Origin of the sequence: Mucilaginibacter kameinonensis, assembly GCF_003675385.1 — a bacterium.
GTDB lineage: Bacteria > Bacteroidota > Bacteroidia > Sphingobacteriales > Sphingobacteriaceae > Mucilaginibacter > Mucilaginibacter kameinonensis.
Window position 1 is genome coordinate 576811 of record NZ_RCWZ01000005.1, and the last position, 16014, is coordinate 592824.

Annotated in this window: 18 protein-coding genes; 3 read left to right on the forward strand and 15 right to left on the reverse strand. The window is 44.8% G+C overall.

What is annotated here, in order from left to right:
• Window positions 1-79: 79 nt before the first annotated feature.
• Window positions 80-946, forward strand: a complete 867-nt coding sequence (locus EAH55_RS25505; protein WP_121812138.1) for an SGNH/GDSL hydrolase family protein — start codon at window positions 80-82, stop codon at window positions 944-946.
• Here the strand turns inward: EAH55_RS25505 and EAH55_RS25510 are convergent.
• The 5 genes from EAH55_RS25510 to EAH55_RS25525 all read right to left on the reverse strand — a co-directional run bounded on the left by EAH55_RS25510 (window position 900) and on the right by EAH55_RS25525 (window position 3529).
• The gene (locus EAH55_RS25510) at window positions 900-1481 is read right to left on the reverse strand and encodes a GNAT family N-acetyltransferase (protein WP_121812139.1); all 582 of its coding nucleotides are present in this window, start codon (window positions 1479-1481) and stop codon (window positions 900-902) included. The genes EAH55_RS25505 and EAH55_RS25510 overlap by 47 nt on opposite strands.
• Window positions 1482-1561: 80 nt before the next feature.
• On the reverse strand, window positions 1562-1708 hold the full coding sequence (locus EAH55_RS31085; protein ID WP_162997042.1) for a hypothetical protein: 147 nt from the start codon (window positions 1706-1708) through the stop codon (window positions 1562-1564).
• Between the two features lie 47 nt (window positions 1709-1755).
• The gene (locus EAH55_RS25515) at window positions 1756-1938 is read right to left on the reverse strand and encodes a hypothetical protein (RefSeq protein WP_162997043.1); all 183 of its coding nucleotides are present in this window, start codon (window positions 1936-1938) and stop codon (window positions 1756-1758) included.
• A gap of 153 nt (window positions 1939-2091) precedes the next feature.
• Window positions 2092-2382, reverse strand: coding sequence for an RNA polymerase sigma factor (locus EAH55_RS25520; protein ID WP_162997044.1), 291 nt, complete (start codon window positions 2380-2382; stop codon window positions 2092-2094).
• Between the two features lie 28 nt (window positions 2383-2410).
• A complete protein-coding gene (locus tag EAH55_RS25525) occupies window positions 2411-3529 on the reverse strand; it encodes an MFS transporter (protein ID WP_121812142.1) in 1119 nt (372 codons plus the stop codon).
• A 69-nt stretch (window positions 3530-3598) separates the two neighbouring features.
• Here EAH55_RS25525 and EAH55_RS25530 point away from each other — a divergent pair, with 69 nt between their 5' ends.
• Window positions 3599-4453: a helix-turn-helix domain-containing protein gene (locus EAH55_RS25530; RefSeq protein ID WP_121812143.1), complete on the forward strand. Its 855-nt coding sequence runs from the start codon at window positions 3599-3601 to the stop codon at window positions 4451-4453.
• A gap of 26 nt (window positions 4454-4479) precedes the next feature.
• Here EAH55_RS25530 and EAH55_RS25535 read toward each other — a convergent pair whose 3' ends face one another.
• Together EAH55_RS25535 and EAH55_RS25540 are read right to left on the reverse strand one after the other, a co-directional pair.
• On the reverse strand, window positions 4480-4956 hold the full coding sequence (locus tag EAH55_RS25535) for a cupin domain-containing protein (protein ID WP_121812144.1): 477 nt from the start codon (window positions 4954-4956) through the stop codon (window positions 4480-4482).
• Window positions 4953-5921: a quinone oxidoreductase family protein gene (locus EAH55_RS25540; RefSeq protein WP_162997045.1), complete on the reverse strand. Its 969-nt coding sequence runs from the start codon at window positions 5919-5921 to the stop codon at window positions 4953-4955. Before EAH55_RS25540 ends, EAH55_RS25535 begins: the two co-directional genes overlap by 4 nt.
• Before the next feature lie 76 nt (window positions 5922-5997).
• Between EAH55_RS25540 and EAH55_RS25545 the strand changes: the two genes are divergently transcribed.
• Window positions 5998-6363 carry a winged helix-turn-helix transcriptional regulator gene (locus EAH55_RS25545; protein ID WP_121812146.1) on the forward strand — a complete coding sequence of 122 codons (366 nt, stop codon included), beginning with the start codon at window positions 5998-6000 and terminating at the stop codon, window positions 6361-6363.
• A 143-nt stretch (window positions 6364-6506) separates the two neighbouring features.
• On the opposite strand, the gene EAH55_RS31575 is transcribed toward EAH55_RS25545, so the two are convergent.
• From EAH55_RS31575 to EAH55_RS25580, 8 genes are all read right to left on the reverse strand, one after another.
• Window positions 6507-6692 carry a sulfatase/phosphatase domain-containing protein gene (locus EAH55_RS31575; RefSeq protein WP_394339802.1) on the reverse strand — a complete coding sequence of 62 codons (186 nt, stop codon included), beginning with the start codon at window positions 6690-6692 and terminating at the stop codon, window positions 6507-6509.
• 142 nt (window positions 6693-6834) lie between these two features.
• Window positions 6835-8187: a hypothetical protein gene (locus EAH55_RS25550; protein ID WP_121812147.1), complete on the reverse strand. Its 1353-nt coding sequence runs from the start codon at window positions 8185-8187 to the stop codon at window positions 6835-6837.
• Between the two features lies 1 nt (window position 8188).
• Window positions 8189-8929 (reverse strand): superoxide dismutase, encoded by a 741-nt coding sequence (locus tag EAH55_RS25555; protein ID WP_121812148.1) that lies wholly within the window; start codon window positions 8927-8929, stop codon window positions 8189-8191.
• Between the two features lie 98 nt (window positions 8930-9027).
• Window positions 9028-9870 carry a DUF4397 domain-containing protein gene (locus tag EAH55_RS25560; RefSeq protein WP_121812149.1) on the reverse strand — a complete coding sequence of 281 codons (843 nt, stop codon included), beginning with the start codon at window positions 9868-9870 and terminating at the stop codon, window positions 9028-9030.
• Window positions 9871-9880: 10 nt separating this feature from the next.
• Window positions 9881-12649, reverse strand: coding sequence for a TonB-dependent receptor (locus EAH55_RS25565; RefSeq protein WP_121812150.1), 2769 nt, complete (start codon window positions 12647-12649; stop codon window positions 9881-9883).
• Window positions 12650-12753: 104 nt separating this feature from the next.
• A complete protein-coding gene (locus EAH55_RS25570; protein ID WP_208644934.1) occupies window positions 12754-13716 on the reverse strand; it encodes a cytochrome-c peroxidase in 963 nt (320 codons plus the stop codon).
• A gap of 194 nt (window positions 13717-13910) precedes the next feature.
• Complete coding sequence (locus EAH55_RS25575) at window positions 13911-14579, reverse strand: YceI family protein (RefSeq protein ID WP_121812151.1); 669 nt, start codon at window positions 14577-14579, stop codon at window positions 13911-13913.
• Window positions 14580-14659: 80 nt separating this feature from the next.
• Complete coding sequence (locus EAH55_RS25580; protein WP_121812152.1) at window positions 14660-15985, reverse strand: peroxiredoxin family protein; 1326 nt, start codon at window positions 15983-15985, stop codon at window positions 14660-14662.
• Between the last annotated feature and the right edge of the window lie 29 nt (window positions 15986-16014).

The window sequence follows — 16014 nt, forward strand, 5'->3', positions numbered from 1 at the left end:
TACAGCCCGTTATGACAAATTGGTCAATGTAATTATTAAAGCTATCTTCATCTAAATAAAAAACCGAAATACAACCCTTATGAAACAAACCAAGTTTATCGCACTGCTCGCAGCAATCATCTTGCTGTTCAGCGCCTACAAACCCCGGGAACAGACCTGGGTCGCCATCGGCGACTCGATCACTTACCTGAATGATCACCTGGATGAAACCGGTAACCGCGTAACCAAGGGCTACCTCAGCCGGGTGACCGAACATTTTCCCGGTTTACATTATATCAACAAAGGCTTAAACGGCTGGACATCCGGCGGCATCGCACAGCATATCGACAGCCTGGGTATTCCCTCAGCAGATCTTTACACTGTTTTCTTAGGTACCAATGACTGGTGGCAAGGCAGGCCTGCAGGTAATCTCAATGACTATAAGGACAATAAAGGGAACAGTACAGTATACGGGGCGTTCCGGATCATTATTAGCAAACTCCGCCGGTTGAACCCCGGCGCCAGGATCGTCCTGGTCACCCCGATGCAAAGAAATGACTTTGTTTACATCAACGATCCTCGAAATAATGCCTACGGCTCTTACCGCGAAAAGAACGGCCAGGCGCTCGAAACCATCGTCAATGCCATCGATTCCATCGGACGCTTTGAACAGATACCGGTTGTAGACCTTTACCATAACCGCCGGCTGCCTATGGCGGCGCTCGTTAAATTCAAACGGCTTAAAGATACCATAACCGGCAGGTACGTCAACTATACCTACCCGCAATCAGCCGGCATCCCCTTTCATCCGGTTGCCGACGATTACCCCTATCCTAAAGAGGCTATAGGCTTGACTTATGACGGTTTGCACCCATCTGACCAGGGAAATGTGATCATTGCTGGCGAACTGATCAAAATATTTAAAACCCTGCTGAATGCCGCAAAGGACGCAAAACACGAAAATTAGATAATGCTGAATAACGATAGATATCCTGCTGCAGGTCAAATTGGCCTGCGCAGCAAAAGCCGGACCGTTTCAGCACCTTAGCGGCGGCGATATTCCGGCGGTTCACCACAGCTGCCAATTGGTCTACACCCTCCTGTGCTAAATGGGAAAGCACCTGCGGCAGCAATCGGGACATCAGGTTTTTTCCACTGGCGTCACCTTTTAAGTAAAACTCAATAAAGAAAGGATAATCCGCCAGCCGGTAGTGTTCCCTGGCCACGGCAGGCGGTATCAGGTCGATAATACCAACCAGTTTTCCGCCCCCTTTAGACCGGATCAGGTGGACCTGGTTGCGGCCCGAATAAAAGTTAAGTATTGCCGCATTCAGCCAGTTTTCAGCAGCAGCCATCGATTGGAGCTTTTTCTCAGGCAGGAACCGCAAAGTTTGTTCATCTGTCAGCAACTGATAGATCCCGGCAACAAGCTGGTCATATTGCCGGATGTCAGCGGCACCTAAAGGATCGATACAATAAACATCACTTTCTATAACAGTCATATACGGAAACGCAGGGTTATGGACTTCGCGATCGCCTGCACCAGGCCGGCAGGTAGCTCATCAGCCGGGTCTTTCAACAGTCAGATCTGCCCGCTTTTAATGATCATATGGGCCGCACCGTTTAACAGTAATTCGATCGCGGTTGTTTCACGACTTACCGGTTCTTTATTCAAAATCCTGAAACCATGATCTTTATTTTCAAAATGAAGGCGTAACAATTGTCCCATAACAGCGCGCTGAAATTAAAAGATTTACTGATTGCTTCCAATGTTTTTTATATTCCTGCTGTCCGCAGCAATTCCGTCATTTCTTTCCGGTAACCCGTAACCAGCCCCGCCAACTCCTCCTGCTCCGCTACTTCCAGGATATCGCCATCATAAATCCAGCACGCCTGCTCATCCACTAATAGGCGTCCAAGGGCTGTACCGTGTACCAGGTCATGGAGGTGATAAGTCAATCCGTCATCCGGCAGGACGCGGACCCACCTTCCGGCACTTGTTTGGTATGTTTTGGGGCTTTCTTCGAACAGCAGACTTTTCATAAAACAAAAATGAAAAATAAATTCAAGAAAAACGATGGGAAATACTAATAAAATTAGCAACATTTAAGATCAGAATCTCGAAAAGAGGATCATGATGGCCAGGCTTGCTCCACCTGCGACGACCACATATTCGCGTACCGATTTGGTGGTTTTAACGAGGTGGCGTAACCTGGCTTGCATCCGCAGGTCACGGGAAAGCTTGCGAAAATGATCGTACACAAAATTCTCGGCGATCTTGTAGAGGTAGACTTCGAAGGGTTGCGCGATATCGATCTGCTCCCGCCGCCGCTCCCAGATCCGCAGGAAAACATCCTGTAATATGGGATCGGCGATATCCTCGTCTTTAAGTAAATTGATCAAACGCTGGTATATCCTGCCGGCATATAAATCATAAACCTGCGCCTGCTGTGATCAAGCCGGGTAATAGTGTTAGCCAACCGGCATGCGGGCTACGGTTGCCAAGCCACATTAAAAAAAATCCGGCCCCAATGGTGAGTAGTGTAAAAGGGATTACCCTACCGGCTGAGTAACGAAGGGATAGCTTCTCAGCTAAAGGCGGAAGGAACAATGGGGGCAGCGAATAAGCCAGCAAAGCCAGGCCGGTGAAGGTACTATCATACCCTAGCGCATTTTGAAAATATATTGGAAGGTAGATCATAAATGGCCAGAAACTTATATTCATTCCGATAGAGCCAAGTACTGCCCCGGTGAAGGCCGGCACACGAAAAACCGAAAAGTCGATCACCGGATCGGCAGCTTTTTTTTCAGCAAACAGAAATACGAGCAAACATACCACTGCTAACAGGAGCGGAATTAAAGCGGTAGCCCGCATTTCCTCGCCAGAACTTTGAGTTATAAAGTAAGTAATGAAAAACACCGAGAACGTAAGGCTAAACATCCCGATATAGTCGAAGCTTTTCTCCGTTGGTTTCCGTATCTCGCCAATGCCCAAATAAATGAGATGAAAGGTAATAAAGCTTATCAATACGTGAATAAGGAAAACCCATTCCCAGCTACTAACTGCTAATATCCCGCCACCTATTACAGGGCCGAAACCCAAACCTACCCCAAAAATAATTCCCCAGTAACTGAAAGCCTTGGCACGCTCCTTGCCGTCAGGAAAAAGGTTTGACAGTGTGGATACCTGACATATAAGCATCGCTCCGCCGCTCATTCCCTGAACTGCCCGAAAGGAGATCAGGACGGCGACATTTTGAGCCACTCCGCAGGCGAACGATGAAATGCCGAATGAAACAACACTAATAAGAAAGATCAGCTTGCGGCCAAATCGATCTGAAAGCGCGCCTATGCCCATCAGCACCGCAGTGCAGGCAATGGTATAAGCATTCATGATCCATTGCAGGTCAGTAAAATTTGCATGTAGCGTATTTTTAATGGCAGGTAGTATAACCGGGACACTGGATATTTCCAGGCCAAACATGAGTGATGATAGGCATACCCCAGCTAACGCCTTCAATTTTGTCCCTGATAATTCGGTATTTTTCATTTCACTAAATTATACCGTAAAAACAAACTAATTCGGTATTATTATGTGATAAATAAGTACATTTATGCGATGAAAACGGCAGATATAAATGGGTTTATGGAGATAGAGCACCTTCGTACGGATAAATGCACGCAATTAACCTGCAATAAATCGGTACGTTTTCAGATGGTATACGTAGTGGCTGGTAAGGGAAGCCTGAGCATGAACGAAAATAAAATGTCCTATCGCGCCGAAAATTTGCTACTACTAACGCCAGGCGATCCTTATCGGTTCGACATTAACGATACAAGTGAATTTCTGTTTATTAGAGTAACAAGTAATTATATCCGGAATTATAGTTCAGTACATATCGATTGCCTGGAATCGTTGCTGTATCATGCCGGCAGGGTTTCGGGCTGTGTAATGAATGACCAGGGAGATTCTATGATCGTAAGCAGCATATCGGAAACTCTATTGCGTGAAATAAGCAACGAGGGGCTTTATGGAAAAGACCTGATCCTGCATTTTGTAAACGCATTACTGATTGTAGCCGCGAGGAATATAGCACGGCTCAAACCAGCAGGTTTGAAAGCACATTCTGATGACCGCGTGCTGGAAATGATCAGTTACATTCAAAAAAACATTCACCAGCCGGAGTGTCTTAAACTCCAGGTCATCGCGCGGGTATTCGGCCTGGCCCCTACTTATCTGAGCAGTTATTTTAAACAGCAAAGTGGTCAAAATATCCAGGATTATATTGCAAACTACCGATTGCGGCTCATTGAACACAGACTAAGATACAGCGATCACCGTATTGGCGAGATCGCTGCCGAATTTGGTTTTTCAGACGAAAGTCATCTCAACAAATTTTTCAAAAAGCACAAACAAGTAGGCCTGACACAGTACAGGAAAAATATATATTTAAATGGTCTGAGCCTTTCATAAAAAGCATTGCGCCAGCCTAACAGTTTTCAGGATACCTTTACCGCATCTATCAAAACAGCGAGCTGAATGCACGGCTCTCCGGACCTGTTGCTCCAGGCGCGATTCGTTCCCCGTTGTATCACAATATCACCGGATTTTAATAACGTTTCCTCTTTGTCCAGCACCAGGTATATTTCTCCCGACAGAATAACGATATAATCCAGAGTTGCCGTTTGATGCATCAGGGGATGCGGTTGACCTTGTTCGGCGATGATACCCAGTTGTTTATCCGGCGGTATCTGTACATAGCGAAAATAGGTGCCCCGTGCAGGTGTATTTGGCATAGCCGTATTAGGTATCGGGTTTTCCCAACTTAAACTTGCCGGGCTCTCGCCGGTGTTCCACAGATCTGAAATGATCAGCCCGGGAATGTCTTCTGACACATTGGTAACGATCTGATCACTTTCAATTACAGAGCGATTGTCCCTGGTACCGGTAACTATTCTTCTGGGTATCGTTTTCATGAAATTCGCATTACTAATTTTTGTCCTTTACTCCTATTATTTTCAAGCAAATCATGCGCTTGTTCTACTGTTTCCACGCTTAAGCGCCCAATTAGTTTTACCGGCGGTGCGGTAAGCTCCCCCGCTCTCATGAGTTCAGCCACCGTTTTAAGATGTTGCCCGTAGTAAACGGTGTTGCCAGTAGTCGCATAGGCATAATTGGATATGTTGATGATTATGGCCCCCTTATCAAATAAAAGTTCGCGGGCATAAGAGGTACTTAAAGCGGTAATGTCAATGTAGGTGCCATTAACAGCCAGTAAACCTGCGCATAGCTCTGACATGGCAGTGCCAACAATATCTATACAGTGATCAAATAACCGCTCAACTTTCACAGCTTCGCTCCTATAATCTATGATATTGGTCTCTGGTAAGCCGCAATGGATCAATGCCTGCCTGCTTTGGGTGCTTCCAGCCGTAGCCACAATATTTGTAAAACCTTTTCCTAATAACAATTTGATCAAAGCGAGGCCGACACCACCTGCGGCCCCGGTAATAAAAATGCTTTTTTCAAGCGATAAGCCCCCCCTGTTCATTACCTGCAAGGCTGTCAAATAAGCCACGGGTACACCGGCCGCCTCCTCAAAACTGAGGTTATCAGGCTTTCCTGCCAAGATCGCTTCCGGTACAACGACGAATTCCGCATAAGTCCCGTTAGATCCCATACTGCCGGCTGCTGCAAACACAGGGCTGCCTGGCTGAAACTTCTCTGCCTGCGGACCATTTTTAACCACGATACCCGAAAACTCTCTTCCCAGGATCGGAGAACGCATTTTCTTCCGTTCGCTTTTACCGCGCCTCATTTGATAATCAATTGGATTAAAACCGGCAGCAACAATTTGCACCAGCACTTCACCCTGCCCCGGAACCGGAGTCGGTACATCTTCCAAAAACAGCTCCTCTTCTTTTAATAGTATGGCTTTCATATGATCAAAATTGGGGCTTAATATCATATTTTGCCGCATGGGTTACCTGTAGGTAAGCGGTAACCGAAAGGAAACTATGGGAACGATAAATATTAACGGTAAGATGCAGGAAGCGACCTGCCCACAGGAGCGAATCGCCATGCTGGATACATTTGAGGCTTTAGGTGGTAAATGGAAACTGCCGATTTTGCGTTACCTGAGCAACCGGCCTGATGAGCAAAATACGTTTAAGAAAATGCAACGGGAATTGGGCGCCATATCTGCCAAAGTGCTGACGCAGGAATTAAAGGAACTGGAAACCAACCAGCTGATCACCCGCACTGTCCTGCCGACTAAACCGGTCATGGTAGCCTATCAGGTTACGCAGCATGGGCTGACCGTTATTCCGCTGACTGACCAGATCGTACAATGGGGACTCAACCACCGCACAGAACTACGTTAGCTGGTGCTGAGGATAAAAGCTAAAAACGCGTCGCCGTTTAACCTGCTTTAGTCACGAATGCACATGACACAGTTTATTTTACAGACAGTATTCCCAGTAATTTTCATGAAAGATCTTATCGCGCCATTTCGTCGAATCACCTTTCAATAATCAGATGAACTGCCCGGCGTATTGACAGGCATTTGCAAGTTCCCAGCCTGCTGGATCGTTGGCGCGACATCAACATTCTGGAACATCTTACTCACAACCGCCCCCTTGAAAAGTTCAGGACACCTGGCAAGAAACGGCACCTTGGTCGACTCCTCATAAAAATGGCGTTTGTCGATCAAGTCATGATTGCCAAAAACTGGGCTGAATCAATAATCAATTTGAGGTGCAATTCAATATGATAATCACCCTTAGTCTACTTAGTCTGCAAAATTTCAACCTGCCCGGAATGTCACGGGGTATAAACTAAAATGTTCACTTATATCAATCACGTATATTGTCGTTTGTTCTAATAGCAAGTGGATAATTTTTTTTAATCTTGTTAAGTACAATGTAAAGTGAGTCGTTTTGATTGTTCTTGCCTTTAAGTATAAACTCGCCTGCTGATAGCTCTATGTAGGTAAACCTAATTATTTCTGCCATATTGGCCCGGTTCTTCAAAACAAGCACCTGTTTAACAGTATCTGCTTCATACCCATAATACAACCTGCCGATATTTCCATAATATTCGGTTGTTCGGCTCTTATTATCGGTTCGCAATCTGAATGGCTTCAAACTGCCTATACTGATGGTATTAAACTTTTCAAACACCACATTTTGCCAACGTACGGTATCATCCGGGGCATATGGTAAAGCCTTATTATTTATTTTGAACTGGCTTACGTTATAAAAACCGGTAAATTTCTTAATCCCATCATCCAAAGGCAATTTAAAGGTTTTGCCTGCTGCATATAACTGCCCGTAATGATAGCCGCGATAAAACAGGAACAGGAATATAAATACAGCTTTAAACCCACCCCGTGCAACTCTTTTCCATTGCTTATTGAACTCAGGCGGTTGTATATAACTGACTATCGCCTGTTGGTGCCTAATCAGGATACTATAAAAACTATCAGCGTCTTTAACCAGCAGCGTAATAGAAAGGAACAATAAATGAAGGCTCGCCAGTTCAACTCCTGCATCATAGCCGATGTTTACAAACCAGATCGGCAGCAAAATAGCTATCATCATCAACGAACCTAATGTGGCAGTACGCCGAAATAGGATTAACACAGTTGCAACAAGTTCAAATACTCCGGCAAACACCTCAAAAAAAGGAGACACACCGGTAGTAAGCCAATAAAGTTTACCCGGAGTAAAATCGCCGAGGTTGGTATTTAACTGACTGAGGGTTGGGAACGGCATTTGCACCGGGAATACTTTAGCAATTGCAAACCATGACATTCGTAGCGCAATCTGGTATCTCACCAAAATAAAAAACAAGTTATAAAGACGATCATCAACACTATTTTGAGCTAATGCGTTCCGGTCTTTATTAACCTGCTTTTCTACCAATGCCCATATAATCCCAATAACCAGGCATACCAGTAAAGTAATTAGCCAGCCTTCATAATTTTTACCGCCCTGGCTACTAAAAAACCAGGGATTATTCTGGCTGATTACATCAAGCCACCGGTAAGGGTATCCTTTAACTGAAAAGCCTGCATCAAAATCCTGCTGATAAAACGCGGGAACAAATGGTATTACTGTAGTAGCAGCATATACAATGCCCGATCTTAATAGTATTTTTTGCAATAGTCCGGAAGCGGGGCCTGTATAATTTGAGGGATGCGCCATATCAGGATAATCTTTTGTTTACAGCATTCCAGTTTACTACATTCCACCAACCGGCAACATATTCGTTTCGCCGGTTTTGATATTTGAGATAATAGGCATGCTCCCAAACATCCAAAGCCAGCAGCGGTGCACCTTTTACTGCTGCGTTGTCAAACAGTGGATTATCCTGGTTGGCGGTTGAAGCAATTACCAACTTACCGTTTTGATTGATCAGCCAAACCCAACCCGATCCAAAGCGGCCGAGCGCAGCCTGTGTAAACTGCTCCTTAAATTGATCTACCGAACCAAATGTTGCCGCAATGGCATCTTTGATCTTCCCGTCCGGGCCTTTAGCATCCGGAGCTAAACCCTCCCAGAAAAAATTATGGTTCCAGGCACCGCCGCCATTGTTACGAGCCTTAGGCGAAAGCTGTGAGGCATGATCAAAAAACTCTTTTTCCATAGCAAACGTCAACTTTTCGGCAACGATAGCGTCATTTACATTTTTGATGTACGCGGTATGGTGTTTGGTGTAATGGATCTCATTGGTTAATCCGTCTATATGAGGTTCCAAAGCTTTATAATCAAAACCCAGCGGTACCTGGGTGAATTTTAAAACGTCGCCGGTTTGTAAAGGGAACTCATTTTTTTGGTAAGCAGCCAAGGCTTTATCTGAACTTAGAATCAATGGCCCGGTTAGCGCTACGGCCGCCGTCGCCTTTAGCGTATTCTCTATAAAATGTCTTCTGCTGTTAGTTTTCATAATATATTATTTGATGATTATCAAAGAAGCTGCCCGACATCAAAGCCGGGACAGCTTGCTGGCACAACTTATTCCACCATGCTGTGCTTTGTCTTAATTTAGTTATGTGTAAGTATAGTTGCCCCTATAGCCGATGAGCCGGGCGTGCCGTTGATATAAATGGTATAGATCTTGCCGGCAGTAAGCGTTACATCTTTTAATTTATCATTAGCGATATTAACTGCCGTATGATCTGAAGTTTGTGTAACCGAGAAATTAACTATACCGGCATCAACCGTAGCAAACGGCCCTAACGACCATGTGCTCAAACCCGTCCCAGACAACACCGAGCCTCCTGCCCTGCCGTAAGCTGTATTGGTAAAAAGCGCGGTTTGACCGGCAATACCAAAATCGACATTAGAGGTACCCGGCGCAAGGTTTACAAACCTGACCTTGGCTTTACCTGCAGCAGGCGCGCTTAGATCGTCGTAAAAAAGGATCAGTGAATCGGCCGTAGCCTTGTTGTTTTTTACAGCGAATACCGTATGATAATAATTAGCTATCGGACCATTAGGGCCTCCGGTTGATGTAAAGGTGGCGCTGTTACCAAATTGCCTTGAGGCTTTGTAGGATGTATTGGTTCCTTCGGTAAAATTGATCTGTACGTCGCCAAACTGGGTATCGATGTAATCGCTTTTAGTATTGATAGCCAAAGCTGTTTTGGTTACCTGCGTAGTGTACACCCAAAACTGTATACCGGTATTTACCGGGCGGGCGTTTACAAAGCTGATGTGCGCGGCGAGGGCGGGTCTGTCGGCCGCGTTAATATCTAAATAATCTGTCTTTTTGCAGGATGAGGCAAAAAGCATAGTGATCGCGGCAAGTATCGATAGCCTTGCTGATCTTGAAAACTTTGCCGTTTTCAAATTTTGTTTATATATGGATTTCAAAATACTTTTCATGATTAAGCAATTATAAATGAGCTGATAGTTTGATAAACGGCTGGATACCGGCGCTGCCGTTCTGGATACCTACAACCGTAGGATTGCGTAAACCGGCAATGGATGGGTCCGTATAATCACCCAAAACGTTAAATACGTTATTAACACCTGCTGTACCCTGGATACGGCTGGTAAACTTATACCCGACCGACAGGTCGGTTACCCAGATGGGTTTCAGGTTTTGATAAAAGTAAACCGGGTTAAGCGGATCTGAGGCGCTAAGCAGCGTTGCCGTAGTTACCTTGCCGAAGTATACCGTACGGGCAAGGAAAGTGAATTTATCTAAACTGTAAATGCCCTGCAGATTTACTTTCTGCGCTGGGATATTGGTGGTTACCCTCGCCCTTTCGCCGGGGCTCAGGATCACGTTTTTATATTTTTCAAGACCTTTAGGTGTATTAACTTTGGTCACCTCATTTTTTTCGAAGTTGCCGCCAAACAGGAAGTTGATATTCCCCCTGTCCAATAGCAGTTTGTAGCTGCCTGTAAACTCGATGCCTTTTGTGCGGGTACTGAATTCATTGTAAAAAAAGTTGGCCTGGGCAGCACCGGTTTGCTGGAACAAATTTTTAACATCCGTAGGCAGATTGGTGTCTGTCGCCGTAAAGTTGCCTGTGTTGCCTACCCTGTTATCAATATTGATCAGGTACGCGTCAACAGTTAATTCCACATTGCTGCCCGGGGCCGAAGTTAAGCCCAAAGTATATCCTTTTGATTTTTCGGGCGATAGTTTCGGGATGCCCAATGCCCTTGCCGCAGCGCTTTGATTGGATGCCGTAAGGATGTCAACGCCCCTGCCCTGTTGGAAGGTTGTGGACACCGAGGTATAATAAGATTGTGCCAAATCCGGTGCCCGGAAACCTGTATTTGCCGATCCTCTGATACTTAACCATCTGGCGAAACTGTAGCGGGTAGCCGCTTTCCAGGTAAACACATTACCAAAATCCGAAAAATACTCGGCACGGCCGGCACCGGAAACAAGCCACTGCTTAGTAACATTCAATTCCACATCAGCATAACCTGCAGTTACCGAACGGCTAACGTTAACCGCATTCTCCGGCCTGAAACCCAAATGGATCTGCGAGCCAGCCGAAAGACCATTCAGGGATGTTACACCCGCATTGGATAGGTATGGTATCCCGCCTGCGGTTGTGTCGATATCAACAATGGTACGCTGATCAGCTTTTGAATAAGAAGCTTCCTCTCCCGCAATAATCTGAAAACCTTCGACCCGATGCTGGGCGCCAAAAGCTACGTTTAATCCTTTTAATACCTTGTCAAAATAGCGGGTAAAATCAAGCGCTGTTGTGTTTTGACTGGCATTGTAACTACCCGCATCAAAACTGGTTGGGCTTTTTAAACCAAGACTGGCATTAAGCGAATTATCAACCCGGTTACCGAATATATTTTTTCCGTACACGTTTGAGAAATCTACATTCCAGTCGCCAACTTTACCCCTGATTCCTACGGCTATCGATTCATCAACTATATTATTTTCCATTGCCGGTAAAAAACCATCAGGATAAATGAAGTTATTGTTACGTGATGTCCAGCCGGGTAATCGGTAGGTAGCCGTAAATTGTGAATTACGGCTGCTGATACCGCCAAAAGCATACAGTTCGGCAGAATTTTTTAAGGGTAAACCGGCGTTGAAAAACAGCAAGGCATCCTGACCGGCATTGGAACCACTTGCGCGCTGATCAAAAAAATGACGGTCGATGCCACGACTTGCTAAAATAGCGTCGTCAATATCTTTGGTGTATATTGCATCATAACCACGTGTGTTTGCACCACCACCATAAATGGGGCCATTATATAAGCCTGCATCTTTTCGGCCAGCCGGTAAAGAAATGGCTTGTGTAGCGTATTCGGTGGTCACATTTACGTAACCGCCATTGTTTCCTATACCAACGCCGTAATTAGCACTGGTACGGGTAACCGCTCCATCTCCACGACGGCGTACACTTCCAGAAGTATTAACCGCAAAATCGTCCGTTTTTTTCTTTAGTACGATATTGATCACCCCAGCGATAGCATCCGAACCATATTGAGCCGCGGCACCGTCCCTCAAAATTTCTATCCGGTCGATAGCACCTGTAGGAATAGCGTTGAGATCATAACCGGTTGATCCGTTACCCAAACCGCCGTAATTAACGTTGGAGCTTTTATGCCTGCGTTTTCCGTTCACCAACACCAAAACCTGGTCGGGCCCCAAGCCCCGGAGTTGGGCCAGGCTTAATGCCGAACCGGCATCACCTGCATTACTGCCATTAACCGAGTGGAAAGATGGCGAAATGTATTGGAGTATCTGGGTTACGCTAACCTGCGGGGCGGATTCCAATAGCGGCTTAACATCAATAACATCCACCGCTACCGGCGAGTTGAGCTTGGTGCGATTGGCATTGCGCGATCCAACAATCTGCACTTCATTCAGCGCGTTATTTTTTGATGGCTTCAAGCTGATCTGAAATTGCTTGATACCGTCAATTTCCACTTCCTGGCTTTCAAAACCTACAAACGAAAACACCAGGTATTTACCGTTACGGATCACGATACTGAAGCTACCATCTGCCTTGGTTACTGCACCTTCATTTAATCCTTTTACTGTTACAGATACGCCGGGCAATGGCGCTTTATCATCGGCAGAGGTTACAACCCCGGTTACCGTTCGTTTTTGTGCATATGCGTTGTGCCCCACAATAAGGGCGAAGAACATAAGCAAGAGTACAATTTTCTTCATGTTACAATAGTTCTGGGGCAAAGCGGTGGCTACGGCAGGGCAAAAACTGACCTGCCGGCAAATGTTTGCCCGGTTGTTTTAATTAATTATTTTATTGGGGTATGTTAATTTGAGGCTAATTTCTGCTTGAAACGATCATCGGTGAGGGATTTTAAAAACTCCACGATATCATCAATTTCCGCATTGGTAAGGTTAAGCGGCTTATCAAGCGCCAAATCACGATTAATACCATCTTTAACCACTAACGATGGATTGTTATAGTATTCAACCACTTCCTTGAGAGTTTTAAATTTACCGTTGTGCATATACGGTGCCGTTAATGCTACATTACGTAAGCCGGGAATTTTAAATTCACCCTCTTCGGTTTTGCTCTTTGTAATAGCCGAGCGTCCCGGATCGTTCAGGTCTTTACCATTATACAGGCCTATACTTTTAAACCTGTCGGCCGTAAAATCCTCACCCGAATGGCAATTGTTACAAGCGGCTTTACCAATAAACAATAACCTGCCACGTGCGGCAGATTCTGAAATGGCATGGTCATCGCCGTTTACATACCTGTCGTAAGGACTGTTTGATGTTTCAAGCGTGCGTTCAAATGAGGCTATGGCCTTCAACAGATTATCTTTGGTGGGTGCTGATTTAAATATTTTTTGAAAAGCATCGGCATAAAATTTATTGTCGTTTAATTTTTTTACGGCATCTTCTATCGGAAGCCCCATTTCTGCGGCCGATGTGATGGGGCCTAAAGCCTGCTCTTCCAACGATGAAGCCCGGCCATCCCAAAAAAGATGCGGCCTGCCCGAAAGGTTGGTCAACCCCGGCGAGTTACGCGCAGTGAGCTGACCTTTTATTCCCTTACTAAACACGGCAGTATCGGCAAAAGCAAATGCTGGTTTATGGCATGAGGCGCAACTGATGGTGTTATCACCCGATAATATGGGGTCAAAAAATAATTTTTCGCCCAGTTGCTCCCTGGTTTGTACATCATCTTTGGAGCCTACAAAACTCATGAAGCCGATCAATACCATGATAGCTCCTAAAACCAGTAATATTTTTCCTTTTTTCATATTGTTCCACATCTAATTAGCTGCTTCGAAGTTCAGCCCATTGCCGGGGTATCCAATTCCCCCGGCTCCGGATCTGTTCCAACTTTACATGAGCTTTTAAATGCTTTTATTAGTCATGGCTGTGGCCATCCAACCCAAAACGGGTCGGCTTTTATCATCAAAATAAGATTATCTGTGTCTTGCTTTACAGTTTGTTACTGCGCATTAGCGGTAAGGTTAACATTCAGATCAAAATCATCATAGATCACCTTATCGCCCAGGTTTTCAAAAAAGTTTTTTGATCTGAATTTGATATCATATTTGGTACGGTCAACAGTTATTTTGGCGCTTGCGGAAAGCTTTTTGCCATTAACAGTAACGGTAGCCGGGAAGCTTACGTCATTAGTGATACCCTTGATGGTTAGTTTGCCTTTAACATCATATTGGTTACCGCTGGTTTTGGTAGCCGAGTTGATGACCAGGTTCGCTTTTGGAAATTTTTCAGTATTGAAAAAAGTCTCGCTTTTCAAGGTGCTAACCAACTTTTCGTTTTGTGCCTGATCGGTTAAGTCAGCGTCAGTAATGGTATTCAGGTCGATATCGAAGCTACCGCCTTTAAGCGTGTTGTTTTCTATCGAAAAGTTACCATTGCTGATCTTCACTTCGCCATTATGATCGCCGGTGGCTTTCTTGGCGGACCAGGTAAGCTTGCTGCTTTCATTATCTACTTTGAAGGATGCTATTTTAATTTTCCTTTTTGTATCGGCAGTTTTGATAATACCTGATTTCCCTTTGGTAAGTTTAACCGTTTTTATGGCAGGAGATGTGAACGAAGTAAGAGATATAAATGCTGTAAATAATACAGCGCCAGTAAATTTTGTCATGGTGGGTTATCGTTAATAAGTTGTTTTAATAAACCCGGCAAAGCTTTTACCCTTAGCCGGGTCAGGTGTCAGTTTATTGTTTATTTTCCTTTTAAGGTTTCGTTATTGCTTTCAACAATATTTGCATCGTTGGCCGGTGCAGGTTCGGCTATCAGTTCATCAAGCAGTTTATTAAACTTCTTTTCGTAATCCTGGTAATATTTACCGGTAACTGTACCGGTATACCCTGTGTAAATCTCCCTTACATCGCCTTTTCTGTCGATGATAATTGTAGTCGGGAATGCTATGAACTTATTCAAAGCGGGCAGTTTTTGCGATACTAACTTTTTATCGGCCAAGCCACCGAATAAAATATCATACTTGATATCGTACTTTTCCTTCAGCTTGCCCAAAGTATACTGCGCATATTTTAAACTGTCTTTCTGCTCAAAGCCTATAGCTATCGCCTCAACTCCGCGGTTATGGTTCTTATTAAACCATGGCGAAAGGAACACGGTTTGATCGGTACAGTTAGGGCACCAGGTACCCACAATCTCTATGATGGTAACCTTACCTTTATACTTGGCATCGCTTAATGAAACCTGGTTACCGTTCAGGTCGGGGAAGGTGAAATCCAATTTTTTGTAGCCTTCTTTCAGGTAGGTTAATTTGTACGGATCAGGTAGTTCGGCTTTATCATCCTTTACAGCATCAAACTTGGTGTTATCATAAATGCCCTGCCCTATCTCACCACTCAGCGTACCATCCGGATTGATCTTCCCCTTGTAAATTTTAGGACTCGGCCCGGTAAAGCCACTCAGCTCAAATTCATCGCCCTGCACGGTGCCTTCCAGTTCACGACTATCGCCGGTTACCTGCATAATTACACCAGTTAATTTATTACCAGTCTGTTTCAGGACAGCTATCTTGTTAGGTACCTGCTCTTTCGAGTAAACTTTCAGCTCCCATTTACCGGTTAAGTTGGCGGCTGGTGCAATATCCTTACCAGGCTCAACAAAACGGTAGCTTTTGCCGTATTCGGCGGTGAAGGGTAGTGAATTCCCTCTGAAACCCGGTACCAGGCTGCGGTATTCGCCACTTAAGGTTCCGTCATCTTCTACTTTGGCAACCAATGCGGCATCATAGGTATTCATTTTAATAAATACCGAATCTTTGCCTACCTGCTTAACATGAAAGTTATCGCGACGGGTACCATTGATGAGCGTGAAGGTAGCATGTTCCGCGTCCTTACCTTTCAATTCAAAATTAAAAGGAACTTTTGTTTCGGCTACAGTAAACACGCCGCGCCATACGCCTTCTTTGATAAATTTTACCGGCGGATTTTTATCGGCCGCAAACACTGTGCTGCTCAACAGCAACCCTACTGTCAGGCATTTGAATGAAGTAATTAAATTGAGTGTTTTCATTTGATAAATTATAGATAGTTAATAGTTGT